The sequence below is a fragment of the Vibrio sp. 1CM23M genome, from assembly GCF_023161755.1.
In the GTDB taxonomy this organism is placed as follows: domain Bacteria; phylum Pseudomonadota; class Gammaproteobacteria; order Enterobacterales; family Vibrionaceae; genus Vibrio; species Vibrio coralliirubri.
Map to the genome: position 1 here is coordinate 385082 of NZ_JALNTR010000002.1, position 13998 is coordinate 399079.

Annotated in this window: 26 protein-coding genes; all 26 read right to left on the reverse strand. The window is 42.2% G+C overall.

Annotation, left to right across the window (positions count from 1 at the left end; all coding sequences use genetic code 11):
* Positions 1-44 precede the first annotated feature (44 nt).
* On the reverse strand, positions 45-515 hold the full coding sequence (locus MSG35_RS06990) for a DUF302 domain-containing protein (protein ID WP_048611159.1): 471 nt from the start codon (positions 513-515) through the stop codon (positions 45-47).
* A gap of 200 nt (positions 516-715) precedes the next feature.
* Positions 716-1237 carry a GNAT family N-acetyltransferase gene (locus tag MSG35_RS06995; RefSeq protein ID WP_248383501.1) on the reverse strand — a complete coding sequence of 174 codons (522 nt, stop codon included), beginning with the start codon at positions 1235-1237 and terminating at the stop codon, positions 716-718.
* Positions 1238-1279: 42 nt separating this feature from the next.
* The gene (locus MSG35_RS07000) at positions 1280-2284 is read right to left on the reverse strand and encodes a S66 peptidase family protein (RefSeq protein WP_248383502.1); all 1005 of its coding nucleotides are present in this window, start codon (positions 2282-2284) and stop codon (positions 1280-1282) included.
* 122 nt (positions 2285-2406) lie between these two features.
* A complete protein-coding gene (locus MSG35_RS07005; protein ID WP_017080543.1) occupies positions 2407-2664 on the reverse strand; it encodes a hypothetical protein in 258 nt (85 codons plus the stop codon).
* A 198-nt stretch (positions 2665-2862) separates the two neighbouring features.
* Positions 2863-3249: a hypothetical protein gene (locus tag MSG35_RS07010; protein WP_248383503.1), complete on the reverse strand. Its 387-nt coding sequence runs from the start codon at positions 3247-3249 to the stop codon at positions 2863-2865.
* 122 nt (positions 3250-3371) lie between these two features.
* Entirely contained in the window at positions 3372-3953 is a 582-nt protein-coding gene (locus MSG35_RS07015; RefSeq protein WP_248383504.1) for an HD domain-containing protein, read from the reverse strand.
* 67 nt (positions 3954-4020) lie between these two features.
* Positions 4021-4428: a GNAT family N-acetyltransferase gene (locus tag MSG35_RS07020; RefSeq protein WP_248383505.1), complete on the reverse strand. Its 408-nt coding sequence runs from the start codon at positions 4426-4428 to the stop codon at positions 4021-4023.
* 89 nt (positions 4429-4517) lie between these two features.
* Entirely contained in the window at positions 4518-4937 is a 420-nt protein-coding gene (locus tag MSG35_RS07025) for a GNAT family N-acetyltransferase (protein WP_108195313.1), read from the reverse strand.
* A 52-nt stretch (positions 4938-4989) separates the two neighbouring features.
* Positions 4990-5406: a VOC family protein gene (locus tag MSG35_RS07030; RefSeq protein WP_050649968.1), complete on the reverse strand. Its 417-nt coding sequence runs from the start codon at positions 5404-5406 to the stop codon at positions 4990-4992.
* A gap of 119 nt (positions 5407-5525) precedes the next feature.
* Positions 5526-5870, reverse strand: a complete 345-nt coding sequence (locus tag MSG35_RS07035) for a hydroxylase (RefSeq protein ID WP_017063932.1) — start codon at positions 5868-5870, stop codon at positions 5526-5528.
* Between the two features lie 88 nt (positions 5871-5958).
* Positions 5959-6429: a GNAT family N-acetyltransferase gene (locus tag MSG35_RS07040; RefSeq protein ID WP_248383506.1), complete on the reverse strand. Its 471-nt coding sequence runs from the start codon at positions 6427-6429 to the stop codon at positions 5959-5961.
* Between the two features lie 36 nt (positions 6430-6465).
* Positions 6466-6822, reverse strand: a complete 357-nt coding sequence (locus tag MSG35_RS07045) for a hypothetical protein (RefSeq protein WP_248383507.1) — start codon at positions 6820-6822, stop codon at positions 6466-6468.
* A gap of 89 nt (positions 6823-6911) precedes the next feature.
* Positions 6912-7346, reverse strand: a complete 435-nt coding sequence (locus MSG35_RS07050) for a GNAT family N-acetyltransferase (protein ID WP_248383508.1) — start codon at positions 7344-7346, stop codon at positions 6912-6914.
* Between the two features lie 34 nt (positions 7347-7380).
* A complete protein-coding gene (locus MSG35_RS07055; RefSeq protein WP_248383509.1) occupies positions 7381-7800 on the reverse strand; it encodes a GNAT family N-acetyltransferase in 420 nt (139 codons plus the stop codon).
* A gap of 80 nt (positions 7801-7880) precedes the next feature.
* A complete protein-coding gene (locus MSG35_RS07060) occupies positions 7881-8312 on the reverse strand; it encodes a DUF2000 domain-containing protein (protein WP_050648970.1) in 432 nt (143 codons plus the stop codon).
* Positions 8313-8463: 151 nt separating this feature from the next.
* The gene (locus MSG35_RS07065) at positions 8464-8871 is read right to left on the reverse strand and encodes a VOC family protein (RefSeq protein WP_248383510.1); all 408 of its coding nucleotides are present in this window, start codon (positions 8869-8871) and stop codon (positions 8464-8466) included.
* A 400-nt stretch (positions 8872-9271) separates the two neighbouring features.
* On the reverse strand, positions 9272-9610 hold the full coding sequence (locus tag MSG35_RS07070; protein ID WP_248383511.1) for an aldehyde-activating protein: 339 nt from the start codon (positions 9608-9610) through the stop codon (positions 9272-9274).
* Positions 9611-9655: 45 nt separating this feature from the next.
* Positions 9656-10072 (reverse strand): NUDIX hydrolase, encoded by a 417-nt coding sequence (locus MSG35_RS07075; protein ID WP_248383512.1) that lies wholly within the window; start codon positions 10070-10072, stop codon positions 9656-9658.
* A 98-nt stretch (positions 10073-10170) separates the two neighbouring features.
* Positions 10171-10428, reverse strand: coding sequence for a hypothetical protein (locus MSG35_RS07080; RefSeq protein WP_248383513.1), 258 nt, complete (start codon positions 10426-10428; stop codon positions 10171-10173).
* A 96-nt stretch (positions 10429-10524) separates the two neighbouring features.
* Positions 10525-10878 (reverse strand): tRNA-binding protein, encoded by a 354-nt coding sequence (locus tag MSG35_RS07085; RefSeq protein ID WP_017087128.1) that lies wholly within the window; start codon positions 10876-10878, stop codon positions 10525-10527.
* Between the two features lie 139 nt (positions 10879-11017).
* Complete coding sequence (locus MSG35_RS07090) at positions 11018-11575, reverse strand: nucleotidyltransferase family protein (protein ID WP_248383514.1); 558 nt, start codon at positions 11573-11575, stop codon at positions 11018-11020.
* 18 nt (positions 11576-11593) lie between these two features.
* Positions 11594-12082, reverse strand: a complete 489-nt coding sequence (locus tag MSG35_RS07095; RefSeq protein WP_060981970.1) for a GNAT family N-acetyltransferase — start codon at positions 12080-12082, stop codon at positions 11594-11596.
* Between the two features lie 80 nt (positions 12083-12162).
* Positions 12163-12780, reverse strand: coding sequence for an RraA family protein (locus MSG35_RS07100; protein ID WP_248383515.1), 618 nt, complete (start codon positions 12778-12780; stop codon positions 12163-12165).
* A 2-nt stretch (positions 12781-12782) separates the two neighbouring features.
* On the reverse strand, positions 12783-13196 hold the full coding sequence (locus tag MSG35_RS07105) for a GFA family protein (RefSeq protein ID WP_017068325.1): 414 nt from the start codon (positions 13194-13196) through the stop codon (positions 12783-12785).
* Positions 13197-13271: 75 nt separating this feature from the next.
* On the reverse strand, positions 13272-13406 hold the full coding sequence (locus MSG35_RS24025; RefSeq protein ID WP_282449836.1) for a hypothetical protein: 135 nt from the start codon (positions 13404-13406) through the stop codon (positions 13272-13274).
* 229 nt (positions 13407-13635) lie between these two features.
* The gene (locus MSG35_RS07110) at positions 13636-13986 is read right to left on the reverse strand and encodes a hypothetical protein (RefSeq protein ID WP_059019687.1); all 351 of its coding nucleotides are present in this window, start codon (positions 13984-13986) and stop codon (positions 13636-13638) included.
* Positions 13987-13998: the final 12 nt, after the last annotated feature.

Sequence of the window (13998 nt, forward strand, 5' to 3'; positions counted from 1 at the left end):
CTCTCCTCACCTTTGGATCTTTGCGTATTAGGCTAACAACCTAGCTATTTAGCTTTCGCTTTCTTTTTCGCCACTGTCGCTTCTGATAGCTTGCTTAGTACACCCGATACTTTCTTAACGACCTCGTCACAGCCATTGATCGCGTGACGCTCTACCAAGTAATTAGGATCGTTGTAAGACAACCATACTTTCTTATTAGAATCCTCAGTGACTAACACCTTCTGCGGTAAATCTATCGCGACTTCTTGAGCGCATTGCATTAATGGTGTCCCTACTTTCGGGTTACCAAAGATGATGACTTCCGTTGGTCTCAATTCAAGATCGACCTTACTCGCGTTTTTCTGATGGTCGATTCTCGCAAACAAGGTCAAACCTTTGCTCTTGGCGATTTCTTCAAAGCGGTCAGCGGTCTCTTTCACTGAATAATTACTTTGGTATTTAATCAAACCATCAGAAGCCGCAGCTGAAAATGATGCCGAGAGTAAAATGGCGCATAGTGGTAGTAATTTTTTCATCGTCACCTCTGAGATTTAGCCTAATCAAACTTACATTCATAGCGCCACTTCTTAAATCAGTGACGTAACCCATGTCAGTATAGACGCGTTTCCATTCTCAGTTTGCAGAGAGGATCACTTTTCTAATGCGTCTTATTATCATCAGTTTACCTAGGGTTTATTCACATCGTTAGCTCATGGAGTAACTTCAAACAAGAGAGCTAATACATATAGCCAAGCCAATCAATATCCCCTAAAGGCCATTGCTTTCCGTTCAATGGCTTTACATATAGGTCATCAATCTCTTCAACAGCTACGCCATGACTAAGGTGCTCATGAAGCCTTAACCAAGAGTTAGTGCTTGGAGTTTGGACATAGCCTTGTGAGGAATAGAAATCATGAAGATCTGATATCAAAATAATGAATTCGACATCCCTATCCTTCGCATACTCATCCAACTCAGACAGCATAGATGTACCAATACCTTTGCCTCGGACATTCTCAGCAACACAAAAATCAATAACACCTAATACTTTGTACGCACTGTCACCAACACTGACCATACGGTAATCAAGACCAAGGTAACCGACGAGTCGTCCTTCACGGTATTGCAGAGCTCGCATATGAGGGAGTTGTTTATAATAAGAACGCTCTACCTGATGATCGGGGAAAGCGCTATTTCTCAGAGCGGTAATAGCTTGATGTTGCTCTTTAGACACTTCAATTTCGGATATGATTTCCATACAGTCCCTTGTAATTTCTAACTCATATTTATGACGACTCAACTAACTCGACGCTAACCATTGGCTTTGAAGCTTGAATGTCTGGTCATCAAAATCAATAGTACCTTGCACACCTAGTGGAGTGACTAGCATGGGATGGGTGTGGCAACTGTCGAAGCCATACAGGATCGGGACATTTTTACTGTTCAGCACTTCAAGAAGTACATCGAGTGGTGTTCGCCCTGTCCCTTTGTCATCAAACAGTTCATGTTTGCCAAGCACAAGCGCACCTACTTTATCAAATACTCCGCAAGCCAATAAGTGTGCGAATGAACGCTCGACCGCTTCAATGCCTTTTAGCGAATCTTCAATAAGCAGAATATCGCCAGACTGAATTTCTGACATGTATTCGCTGCCCCAAATCCCCGCCATCGTACTCAGATTGCCACCAATCACGCGACCGCTTACTTGACCTCTTCCCATGAAGTGCCATTCGTTATTGTAAACTGGCTTTGCCGAATCTTGAGTTTCCCAATCGTGTTTAATGTCCGTCCAACTCTCAGGCATCGTGTACTGATGTTGGCTTGAATCCGAACATAAGATGTCAGTAAACGATTGGAAGGTTTCGTCGACTAACGGAGGGAACTCACCAAATGACGCAACAAGTGCAGGGCCATAAAAAGTCACCAATCCAGTTTTGGCGTAGATGCCTAACAGTAATGCTGTGGCATCTGAATAGCCGACGATGATCTTAGGGTCGTTTCTAAGGGCGTCATAATCGATGTATGGCAACAGTGAGTTGCTGTTGTTACCACCAATGGTCGACATAATGCAGCGCACGTCAGGATCTCGAATGAGCTGATTGAGTTCTTCGGTTCGCGCTTGAATGGAACCAGAACGATACCCTTCTGATTCTCCAGTTAACGAACCTTCAACCAGAATGAAGCCCTGCTTTTCCAAATAACGTTTAGCACGAGCAAATCGATTAGGTGCAAAGACAGTTGCGGGCGATGACGGTGAGAAAAATCCGATTTTGTCACCGATATTTAAAGCTTTTGGGTATATCACTCGTTTGTCCTCCATAACAAAGTTGGAATAATACGCCTGATTGAAACTCACTAATTCTTAAAGCGAGTTGATTTCGGGATTAGCGCTCAAAAATTAAGGTTGAATCAAATTTTCATACCCAATTAATGCCACGATTTAGTCCCACATTTCTCACACTGGTATTCGTAATCACTGTCGACATAAAAACCGGGAACATTATGGTCACCTTTAAACAATAACGTCATCAGGTACTCCATCAACACGCCTAGTTTCCATTGTTTCTTTTCAGATTCAGCGTCCGCTTTAGATTCAGCATCGGAAGCGTTAACAGCAAGGTGCGGGGTAAGTGCGTTGCACTGCTCACAGTGATAAGGGTGTTTAATATACTTATTATCAAGCATTTGTATAAGCCAACTAACATTTATAAAGTTGATGCATACTAACAACTTATCACTCGGTTCTCGAACTTATTGTTGTCCATTAGAGTTTTATTAGAAAGAAATGAGACACAAGATAATGCCATGTGTCATGCATCTACTTTAATAGGCATTGCGGTGTTCGATAGCAGAACAAAAGAGTAACTGTGTATCGTTTGAAATTTAGTTAAGCGCTTTAATTAGAACCGTGTATTTCCACAGGTTTGCTTCATCTTCTCCAAGCTCGATACTTGCTTCTCCACCCTCTTGATCAAGAATAAAAACCGGCATCTCACTACTAGACTCACCATTTTCATAATCGCATGACATTTTGGCTTCCAGTAGAATAGCGTTAGCTTCATGCTTAGAAAGAACACCCGAATAAATGCATTCTTCAGTTTGAGATGTGACTTCCTGTCCGAAAGAGTCGAACTTAAAGGTTGGGAAGTTGAGTTTTGATTCAGAATCCTCGACAGTAACCGACACTTGGTAATCGATCGCTTCAATATTGGTTGCAAATGCACTACCAGAAGCACTAAGCAACAATAAAGCTAAAGCAGTGGTTTTCATGTGGTTCTTATTCCTTTAACAATAGGCTTGCTACGCTGAAGTAACACTATGAATTCCCGAGTTTAATTTAAACGTTGTTAGGTTGAAACTTCTTTGTCATTCCTTGGCAAGATAGTTAATTTTTACTTCAATAACCCTTTGTCCACAGCCCCTTCAAGTTGCACTTCTAGCTCTTTCCATAGAGCACGACTGCCTTTAGAAATACGCTCGCCATTAAAGGTCAGTACTTTATCTTTGGATATGTTGTGCGTCTTCCAGCTGTGACCACCACCATGGATGTTATGAAGTAAAGGCGGCACTCTATCGATCGCCTTACCAAATCTAGCTTCCGGTGACTCTCCCGCTTCGAACTCAAGCCATAGATCCAAATACTCGGTTCTTAAATGGCTCGGCAATGATTTCAGCAAGCGCTCGACACAATTTCTCTCTTTGAGCTTGTTTTCTTCGGTTTCACTGGCATAAATGATGGTGTCTCCGGCATCGATCTCCCCAAGGTCATGAATCAGCAACATCTTCATCACTCGCGTAATATCGATCTCTTCATTGGCATAGTCTTTTAACATAAGAGCGCTCAAGCAGACGTGCCAACTGTGCTCCGCCGAGTTTTCATATCGGTCCAATCCAACAGGTTTTGTTTGTCGATGAACATCCTTTAGTTGTTCAATTTCAACCATGAATTGCAGAATGCCTTTGATTTCTTCCACGATGAGCTTCCTTAACTTAAGTTGATGATTTAGCGGTGCGGGGGGTTAACCTAGCGACAGAGAAGTGTTACTCCCAATGAACCGACATTTTGTAATACGCAACGCCCGATTTTTCAAATTCAGAGCCTTCGACAGCCATCCCAAATTTTTGATAAAAACCTAAAGCCGTTGTACGCGCATCGCACCAAAAATATTGGATGTTTAAATCTTTGAGGTTCGAGATTGCATGTTCAATCACGTTTGAACCGATTCCCTGCCCTTGGAATTCAGGCAGCGTCGCAAACTTTCTCAGCCTCGCTTCATTGCCTTTGATATAGATAGACGCGACACAAACCAACTGCTCACCAATAAACGCACCGTAATGCGTTGCGTGTTCGTCATCTGGCACCATACAAAACGACATCGGTTTATCAGGCCAAAGCACTTGATGCCTAACCGGAAGTACCTGCGTCGCTGAAAGCTGTTTTATTTCCATATTCTCGGTTTAAACTCCCGACTTGATGACCCTTGTTGTAATTGCATCGCTTGTGATTGCCATGGTTGTTATTACTTAGCTTATTATTACTAAACTTGGTAAGTCATTAAGTGATAACGCTCTAGTCCCTCTCCTTTTGTGGATGAGATAACAAAGCCTTGCGACTGATAAAAGCCAATGGCGTTTTCATTAGCAGTCAAACACTTCAATGTCAGATCAGGGTAATGTTGTTTGCAAGTCTTGAGTAAAGCAGAACCAGCCCCAGAACGTAGCGTTCGCGGGCAAACATAGAGGTGATGGATGAAGCTTTCAGGTTCCCAAACAGAGGCAAAACCTAACACCTTGTCGCCAGAAACAGCCACCCATATTTCTTCACCTTTTGTATCTAAATCGAAATCGGATAACTTGAAAGCGTCGGCATCAGCCCAATGAAAGGTGTCCTGTCTTGATTCTAGATAGAGCGCCTGTAAAGCGGTTAAATACTTGGGTTGATACCTTGTGACTTCCATGTCGCTCCTGCCAATCCGTATGACTAGAATTAGGGTTGTTGACTAAGCTTATCTACCTGTTAGCCATAGGGTGTTCAGGGTTTAACTGAAGCAGATCCCACAAGTTACCGTAAAGATCTTCAAACACAGCAACGGTACCGTAACCTTGCTCTTTAGGCTCTCGGACAAAGTTAATGCCCAAAGACGTCATGCGTTCGTAATCACGCCAGAAGTCATCGGTGTTTAAGAATAGGAATACGCGTCCACCAGCTTGGTTGCCGATGAAATCAAGTTGCTCTGGCTTGGAAGCTCTAGCAAGTAACAGGCTCACACCGGTTGAATTTGGTGGAGCAACAACAACCCAACGCTTATCTTCTTCTGGTAGATACGTGTCTTCGACAAGATCAAACTTAAGCTTGTTTACATAGAAATCAAGCGCTTCATCGTAGTCTTTTACCACGAGTGCAATGTGGACAATATTCTGTTTCATAACATACCTTGTTGGGGTTTTAGCTGCGTGGAATGATGCCATGAAGCAAGCAAAGACACTAGGTGTCGCATCATAAATCGTAGTATCTCGTCCTTCAAAATCTAAAAGCTATGCGCCACCTATAACTCCCAGAATCCGAGCTCGACGCCACCTTGAATAACAATGGCACACATCCCGTGACGTGGTAACTCCATTGGCGGCACCGCAACTTCGGCGCCTAGTTTCTCGGCAGCAGTTACTGCAGACTGAATATCCTCAACCAGCGTGTAATGACGAACAGTTGGTTCTTCAGTTTCACGAAGCGGTGCTCGAATGCCAATTACCCCGCCATTAGATAGCTTTGCAGTGCGCGCCCCACCAAGGTTCACATCTGCACCACTGAATTTCACGTTGTAGAGCTGAGCGTATGTTGCACAAACAACATCGACTTCTGGGGTAACCACTTCAAGATATTGAACCTTCATCAAATTTCCTTCTCGTGTTCTTTAAGACTCTCAATCTGCATACAGTTGTGCAGGTGATTCTCATCAACAATTAATCGGTTTCATATTACTAGGCGATTTGACCGCGCATGATAAATTGCGGGCCTGCTACACCACCTAGATACTGTTCATTGGTGTCTTCGAAGCCGCCTTTCTTATAACAGTTGAATGCTGCTGGATTTTTGCAATTCACAGTTAAGTAAATCGACTCATACGCTGAGTAATTCGCTTTTAAATATGGAGACAAAGCTTTGACCGTGCCAGTTCCTAAACCTTTACCTTGCTGGTTTTTATCAAGCACAAAAGCTCTTAACCCAATACTTCCTTCAGGGCAGAATGCGTAGTGATCTGCGTAAGCGATATCCAGCTTAAAGAAACCCACAACTTCGTTATCAGACTTAATCACGTGCAAGTGCGTCGTTTCACTGCCGTCTAATAAAAACTCCGCAGCTGTGCCAGCGAACTTAACCTGTTCATCGGCGAGTTGGATGGCCTGAACTGACGCCACATGCGATTCTTCAAGCCTTTCGATAGTTATCATTGTTGTTCCTTCTGTATAACACGCACGAAAAACCGACTAGAGCTCATCGCTAGTGTCTCGAGAACCGTAGTTTGGGAAGTTGATATTAAGAACGTTATCGTCCTCAAGAGTGAATAGAACACTTCCATTCTCTACACCAGTTTCGTTCCTATCTGAACAACCTAGAAACAGCTCCCAATCAAACGAATATTGAAGTCGATATTGATTCGCATTGATGTGTAGAACGTCTTTGATTTTGATACCGTTCACCACATGTGCCATATCATCGATGTATGACAGTTCAGGGATTAACTTTCCTTCGAAATCACTCTTATGCTCGGTTAAGAAATTGAGCAGTTCAGAACATAACTCGGAGCCATGAACCGATGGTTTAGACAGACTAGAAAACAACATTTCTAAATACTCCAAGGATTGTTTTGATATTGGGAAGATGCGCGCGAGTCTATTACAAATTCAAGCTCAACCAGCGCGAACTTATAAGGCTAAACGTTACTATTATCCGAGCTATTAAACGAGTACATTCGAACTTCATCTCGAGGAAACCAGCCCAACTTTTCGTAAAACTGTTGAGCGTTGATGTTGTCGTTATAGACAAACAAGTGGGTCTTCGGGATACCTAACCCTGCAAGGGCGTTGACCGCCTCTACGACAAGCTTACAACCTAACTTTTGCCCTCTGAAGTTGGCCGAGACAGCTAAATGTTGTAAATACCCACGACGTCCATCCGTTCCGACCAACACAGCGCCAATGATCTCGTTGTTATTTTCAGCCACAAAACTCAGATCGGGGTTACGATCTAAATAGCTCCCAATACTTTGTTTCGAATCGGCATCGCGAATACTCATGCCTTCTGTCCGGCACCACAACGCGATCACTGAGTCGTAGTCTGAAATTGCCATTTCCCGAATGTTGACCACTCTACTCTCCTTGTATAAACGGGCGCTTAATACGCTACTTTTTGACGAGCGACTTGGTGAGAAACGATAGCGAGGAATCTACAGGGTAATTTTCTAACACCATCTGGCATTCATACCCTCGTTTCTCATAGAAAGGTTTGGCTTGGAAACTTAATGTATCGACCAATGACGACGTACAGCCTTGAGACTGTGCATACTCTTCAATACGCTTAAGTAGTTTACTGCCGACTTGCTTTCCTCTCATCGAATCATCGACCCAGAGAAACTTAATCAGTAACCAGTTCCCCCAAAGGTCAGCGATAATGCCACCGACTTTGTTGCTTTCCTCCATCGCGTAGTACGCAACTTGAGACTTGGGGAACCCTTCCAGAAACGGTGTGTTGTGTTTGATTAACCCGCCTCTGACTTCATTAATGTCGTCATCAGAGGGCTCGATATCTAATTGGTATTCCATTGACTTCCTATCTCTGGATTAACGGCTTATGTAACATGTTCGATGCACTTACTAGCAGATAGCTAAACCACTAAAGTGAGTTACTTATACAAGCTAAACTTCTTTGTAAACTCACGTAGAATCTCCGTGTCACCAAACAGGCATACACCAAGATACTCAAGGTCTTCTTCTTTGATTTCTTTGGTTCGTTGCTGCTGCTCAGCAGAACCACCTTCGATCATTGAGCTCGTAAAATCAGTAAATTTAATACCACGACTGAACGCTTCTTCGCGCACTTTTCTAAGCTTATTTGAGTTGTCTGCTTTCAGCACGATGAAAGGATAGTGAGATAAATTAGGGTGAACATTGCCATCCAAATCTTGATAATCAACGTAGCAAGCCTCTTCACTTTCTAATCGATTAGAGAGGCCAACGCTCAAGTGCCCTAGCACGTTCAATGTTCTTCCCAAATCCATCTTTTTGCTTAAAATCGCTATGAATCGTTTTTGGCTTTCGTCTGGTAAATTGCTCACTACATACCCTCATTCATTCTTAATCGCACTATTTGTATAACGCATTACTGGGGCGTGAGCAATGCAACCTTAGTACTCAGTTAATACGTTTAGTCCATCCAATAATTTCGCGCAAAGATCAGCATTTGGTATCCAACCAAAAGGTCATGACTTAATGAATATCTTGGCAGAACCTAAACAGATAACCGTCTGGAGTTTGAACTATGAACTGCTTCTGAGTCGCAATCGAACCCCCACATTGATAAGACTTTGACTCTAACGCTAAGTAAATAGAATCAGCGGAGCTTTCGTTAACTCTCTGATATAGAGATTCGATGTCGATAACATCCCATTGAAAGTTTACGCCACGCCCTAAAGGTAACGCCAGATCACCTGAAAGCCATTTTCGACTTTTGCCCGCAATCCCTTCAAGCATCACATCAACACCATCAAGCGTTAGATAAGCAAACTCCTCATCTGGGCGCTCGTATTTCACTTCAAACCCTAACACATCGACAAAGAAGGATTTGCTCACATTAATATCGAAACAATAAAGCTCTGGAACTACTCGTAATGTCATGATTTACCTGTCTCATTATTATATTACTGATTAGTCCTCTTCTTTTAATGCTAGAGGGCTATTGCGTTACTTTCTTTATTGGCTGACACACAAACAACACGTAAAACAATGTAAAACTAAGCACCATGGCACCAAAAGTGCTAAACCCAGCATAATTCATTGAAGTCGAAACCGTAAAAGGAGCAACAAAAAAGAGTGAGTAGTAATAAATAGTAAAAGGCTTCAATACTTGAGCGCATTGTCTACATGGCATGTGCTTGGAAGGATGCAACTTTGATTTCTCTTTAATAGAAACCGACGCCCCACAATTTGGACACTTGAACATCGAACATCTCCTTAATACGACCAAACCTACCGTTTCAATACTGCAAGGCGCAGTGAGAGTACCTTGTTAGTTGACTTAGTACGTTGCGCCATTGATCTTACGAACTGGGATACTTGCAAGCACTTCATTTTCGGCCATTCTCATGTTCACGGCCAAAATATCTGCGGAGCATTTCTCTGTCGTTACGTAATGCGTTAAACATCCACATGACTTGCAGCGATGAAATTCGACTTCTTTATCGCCCCAACAATAAAACTCAGTTTTTTCGCTCAAGTTGATTTGAACTTGCTCTGGAGAAAAATACGCCCAAGCGGCAGCATAACGACGACAGATAGAACAATTACACTCCCCGACTTCGTCTGGAAGCGAGCTCAGTTCTAAGCTCACATTTCCACAGTGACACTTTAATTCCATTTGATTGTTTCCTGTACTCACATAGCAACGGCCTAACAATTTGTATTACTGCGCTAGCTTCCCAAGGATAACCGGATCGCTCAACAGATTCGTCAGAGGAAGAAACAGTGGCTCAGGTAACTCATCTAGCTTAAACCATTTCCATTGCTTACATTTATCAGGTTCTGTTATCTGTGGTTCGCCGCTAGCGTCAGAAACAACAACAAACAGCGTTATATAGTGCTTGTTCTCTTTCTCAAAAATATCATTGCTAAAAGTCAGCTTCTCAAATGTACTAACAACTAAGCCAGTCTCTTCGAGTGTTTCGCGTTTGGCACACTCTTCGATACTTTCACCCCACTCAAGGTGTCCGCCCGGCGTTGCCCACGTATGAGCCCCATGAGAACCAATTCGTTCTCCAAGTAGTACTCGTCCTTCACGTAGAATAACCGCAGCTACACCTACTCTTACTTCATGACTCACTTAAAACTCCTTAAGAAAGAAATCCAACCTTCAACGATAAGTACCATGTATAACGAATCAATCTCGATTAATTCATTGTTCTACTTCGACCAATATCTTTATGACTCTAGTATTTTGTTACCGCGTACGATCTGATAAATAGCGATATTTTTCTCAGTCAAAAGCCTCACGAGATCTGGTACACATTGGATAGGCATCGCAAGTTCATACCCAAACTCCAAATGTGAAATAGACGTTGACGGTGACTGACCAACAAACGACTCAAGTATGTTGAACGCAGTTCCTTCCCACTCTCCAACTTCAAAATAAACGTTATACATGTCTTCGCTATAATCTCTTGGCGTACCAGCTTTCATCTCTTGTACCCTGTTTTGTGTTCCATCTATGATGTTCGCTTTAAGTTAAGATACGCGTTATTCCGTCTTACATTATTGTTCACGTTTATGTGTACGTTACCCAGCTCGAGCACCATTAGGCATTTCGGTTTCAGGACAAGCTAAACACGGATTTAATTTATCTTCATAACCAATATCAAACAACATCCCTTGAGACACTTCACCCGCCATCTTTCTTTCAGGCAAGTTCACAACAAACAAAGCTTGCTTGCCTTCGATTTCTTTCGGATTTTCACGCTCTTGTTTGATGCCAGCCAAGATTGATCGCTGATGATCGCCAAAGTCGACGGTGAGTTTCATCAGCTTATCTGATTTAGCGACTTCAGAAACCTTTACGATTAAGCCGACACGAATATCTAATTTTGCGAAATCATCAAACGTAATTTCATCTTTAATTGGAGCGTATTTCATAAACCAGACCTCGTTGTTTCCAAATCACATAACGTACAACTAAGTCACTAACAATGCTGAGACTAGATTCAAATTTACCACTGACGCCAAACTGAATTAAATACCCAATGTTAAGAGCGATCCCACAAAGCTTTATAGATCAATTCCAAGGAAGCACTTTTACTTGCTGCCATCGAGCCTTATAGCCAGTGGTCATTTTGTTGTAATTTACTTCTGTCATTGCTCGCTTATTCGGCTTAATCAGCATATCAAAAGCGTCCTCTACACCGTATGGGGCAAACAACTTGATGCCGCCTGAATCATTCAAAGTAAACCCGATAGCAAATGCAGAGAGCCAAGACTCGATACCTTGTTCAACACGATCGTATGGTTGAATGAAGCAACCAAACTTCTTAGCGTAATGCTCATGAATGGTCGCTTGGTTCTTTACGTCCACGTCGACACAATGACTTAACCGCGAACGAATGCGGTTTTTGAACTCATCTTCGGTGATAGCTGAGGTACTATTGAAATAGACAACATCGAAGTCTTTGACTTGGTCTAGAAGCGGTCTGTTTTCGATATCATTCCAGATGATTTGAGTGATAGCTCCGCCTGCAATATAGAAGTTTGGCAAGCCCACCTCACGACATACTTTGGCTGTATCGATTAGCTCAGGAACTTGTTGAATGAGGTTCTTTAGTTTTTGTTTATTCATCGTTCTCTTTTTATCTGATCACGAATCGTACATTGCCCAACGGAAATAAGGTCTTTGACCATCCATTCGCTGAACCTCTGCACCCAACCTTTTGTAGAAATCATGCGCTTTCTTATTATGTGGACTTGCCGTCCATGAGATGTGAGAGGCATATGATGACTCCGCTTGTGACTTTAAAGCCAACATAAGTTCACGGCCATACCCTTTTGATCTTTGATTTCCTGTTACCAATAGGTCGTCAAGCCAGATTGATGGCTCTCCACTGAAGGATGAATATCGATAGTGATACAGTGCGAAGCCAAAAGGCTCACAATTCCGTTCCAATATTAATGCATGGGCAAATGCGTAATCACCGAATAATGTGCGTTCGATTTTCTCTATAGTTGTCGAGATTTCACCACTAAACCCTTTCATACTCCGGTCAAAGTCAGCTTTTTGTTCAATAAACTCTAACAAGACACTTGAGTCTTCTTTCGTCGCAGTCCGTACGATCACTCTCTTCTCCATAGATGAATTTATTCGTTGTCGCCTAACGCCTGTTAATTGATGATAAATGCCACGTGTTACAAATCAGCTTGCTGCACCAATTAAGTTTTTTGTTTCGCAGACGTTATTGCTTGGGCTATTTTAGCCCTATGACTCGTTTCCCACTCAGCGAGTGTTAATGAAGCTTCGTCACTTGCTTTCTTTGAAGCCATTAGAAACACTTCGTCTTTTCTTGATTTAGGAATAACGACAATACCCTCTACATCGGCAACAATGATATCTCCCGTAGAGACCATTACTCCGCCGCAAGTGATTGGAGCGCCCAGCTCAGAATAGACCTCTTTCTTTCCCGGAACTGGATGAACACCTTTCGCAAAAACTGGAAACTTCATATCTGAAATTTCACCCAAATCTCGAATGACACCATCAATAATAAAACCTTTGATACCTCGATTCTTCGCGACTGCGCATACATTACCGCCGGCTACGGCATATTCGCTATCAACTCCATCCACTACAATGATGGAACCTTCTGGTGCTTCGTATATGGCTGAATGAAGCATTAAATTATCACCAGACGTTAACTGGACAGTAAACGCTTCTCCAAAAATTCGTGGCATTCCCTGCCAAAGAGGACCAATACTAAAGTCAATAAAGTGCTCGTTACTTAGTATGTTTCCGTAATCGGTTGTCGCTAATATAGAAAAATCTCGCTTCATATTTACTCTCCACTTTCAAAGTGGGCAAATACCTCTGCACCAGTCATATTATGTGTTTCATTTTTAAATTCGTAGTATTCGGGCTTTTCATCGATGAATATCTGATGAGTTAACTTGTAGTCATCCCCAGACATCAATAAACCGACAGGAAGGTGATACTGATTATTTGGCACTAAAAAGTAAAACAAGTGAGTACCACATTTACCGCAGAACCCTCTCTCAGCCCAATCGGATGACTTATATCTCACTACATTTGATTCACCTGATATTTTGACGGAATCAGAGCAATCAATGACTAACATCGGACCGCCAGACCAATTTCTACACATACTACAATGACAAGCCCCCAATTCATTACTGGCGTACTCTACTTCCAACTCAACTGAGCCACATAGGCACTTTCCTTTACCTTTCATGAATCCTCCAATCTTTGCAGTGTGTGAAATGAATAGCAGATAACGCTTTTTATACCGATGACTTAATAAGAAAGGTTATTTTTTGTTTCCCTTCTCCGACAGATACGCGGCATACTTTTTAGAAATCCAATTATGAATATGAAGCCCTGTTTTACGAACAAGATACCAATCTATCGCAGCTAGAATCACCAAACCGATTACAGTACCCATTATAAAACCTCCATGCTCATTGAAATGTCACTCTAACAAATGGTTAAGAAAAGCACCGTGAACCTAAACAAACTATTAAGACTCGATATGGATAGTTACTTTAACTCTGGAAGAATTGGATGGAGATGATGCCCGCTTAAGTGGTCAGGAACGTAATATAATCTTAAACACTTAAACCAACGCACAGTGAAAATGCCATGCATTGTGAATCTTATTGTTATGTTCGTACTCAATGAAATTGAAGAACTAAACAAGTAATAAATGCAGGTAGACCGGCTATAAAGAAAACCAAACCTGTCTGGTAGTTCATGCGATAGTGATCGTGCTGATCTTTTTCGAAATCATGCCCTTCTACCATTTTGTAGACCTTATCTGTTCTCGGATCATCTAACCGAGTTGTCTTACTATGGATGCCTCCTTCCCACATTAGTTTCGCTATAATCCATATAACGATGACAACAAAGAACAAGAAGTCGATCAACTGAGTAGTCGCGAAGAAGGGAACAAACTGGGCTAGAGCTATAACCACAAGTGCAGCTGATAGGTTAATGAGAACCACTTTTTTGAATAAATCGAGCAAAACTCCCTCCTT

Coding starts and splice junctions, on each gene's coding strand:
- MSG35_RS06990 (WP_048611159.1), bottom strand. CDS start 515: ATGAAAAAATTACTACCACTATGCGCCATTTTACTCTCGGCATCATTT.
- MSG35_RS06995 (WP_248383501.1), bottom strand. CDS start 1,237: ATGGAAATCATATCCGAAATTGAAGTGTCTAAAGAGCAACATCAAGCT.
- MSG35_RS07005 (WP_017080543.1), bottom strand. CDS start 2,664: ATGCTTGATAATAAGTATATTAAACACCCTTATCACTGTGAGCAGTGC.
- MSG35_RS07010 (WP_248383503.1), bottom strand. CDS start 3,249: ATGAAAACCACTGCTTTAGCTTTATTGTTGCTTAGTGCTTCTGGTAGT.
- MSG35_RS07020 (WP_248383505.1), bottom strand. CDS start 4,428: ATGGAAATAAAACAGCTTTCAGCGACGCAGGTACTTCCGGTTAGGCAT.
- MSG35_RS07025 (WP_108195313.1), bottom strand. CDS start 4,937: ATGGAAGTCACAAGGTATCAACCCAAGTATTTAACCGCTTTACAGGCG.
- MSG35_RS07030 (WP_050649968.1), bottom strand. CDS start 5,406: ATGAAACAGAATATTGTCCACATTGCACTCGTGGTAAAAGACTACGAT.
- MSG35_RS07035 (WP_017063932.1), bottom strand. CDS start 5,870: ATGAAGGTTCAATATCTTGAAGTGGTTACCCCAGAAGTCGATGTTGTT.
- MSG35_RS07040 (WP_248383506.1), bottom strand. CDS start 6,429: ATGATAACTATCGAAAGGCTTGAAGAATCGCATGTGGCGTCAGTTCAG.
- MSG35_RS07045 (WP_248383507.1), bottom strand. CDS start 6,822: ATGTTGTTTTCTAGTCTGTCTAAACCATCGGTTCATGGCTCCGAGTTA.
- MSG35_RS07055 (WP_248383509.1), bottom strand. CDS start 7,800: ATGGAATACCAATTAGATATCGAGCCCTCTGATGACGACATTAATGAA.
- MSG35_RS07065 (WP_248383510.1), bottom strand. CDS start 8,871: ATGACATTACGAGTAGTTCCAGAGCTTTATTGTTTCGATATTAATGTG.
- MSG35_RS07070 (WP_248383511.1), bottom strand. CDS start 9,610: ATGGAATTAAAGTGTCACTGTGGAAATGTGAGCTTAGAACTGAGCTCG.
- MSG35_RS07080 (WP_248383513.1), bottom strand. CDS start 10,428: ATGAAAGCTGGTACGCCAAGAGATTATAGCGAAGACATGTATAACGTT.
- MSG35_RS07085 (WP_017087128.1), bottom strand. CDS start 10,878: ATGAAATACGCTCCAATTAAAGATGAAATTACGTTTGATGATTTCGCA.
- MSG35_RS07090 (WP_248383514.1), bottom strand. CDS start 11,575: ATGAATAAACAAAAACTAAAGAACCTCATTCAACAAGTTCCTGAGCTA.
- MSG35_RS07095 (WP_060981970.1), bottom strand. CDS start 12,082: ATGGAGAAGAGAGTGATCGTACGGACTGCGACGAAAGAAGACTCAAGT.
- MSG35_RS07100 (WP_248383515.1), bottom strand. CDS start 12,780: ATGAAGCGAGATTTTTCTATATTAGCGACAACCGATTACGGAAACATA.
- MSG35_RS07105 (WP_017068325.1), bottom strand. CDS start 13,196: ATGAAAGGTAAAGGAAAGTGCCTATGTGGCTCAGTTGAGTTGGAAGTA.
- MSG35_RS24025 (WP_282449836.1), bottom strand. CDS start 13,406: ATGGGTACTGTAATCGGTTTGGTGATTCTAGCTGCGATAGATTGGTAT.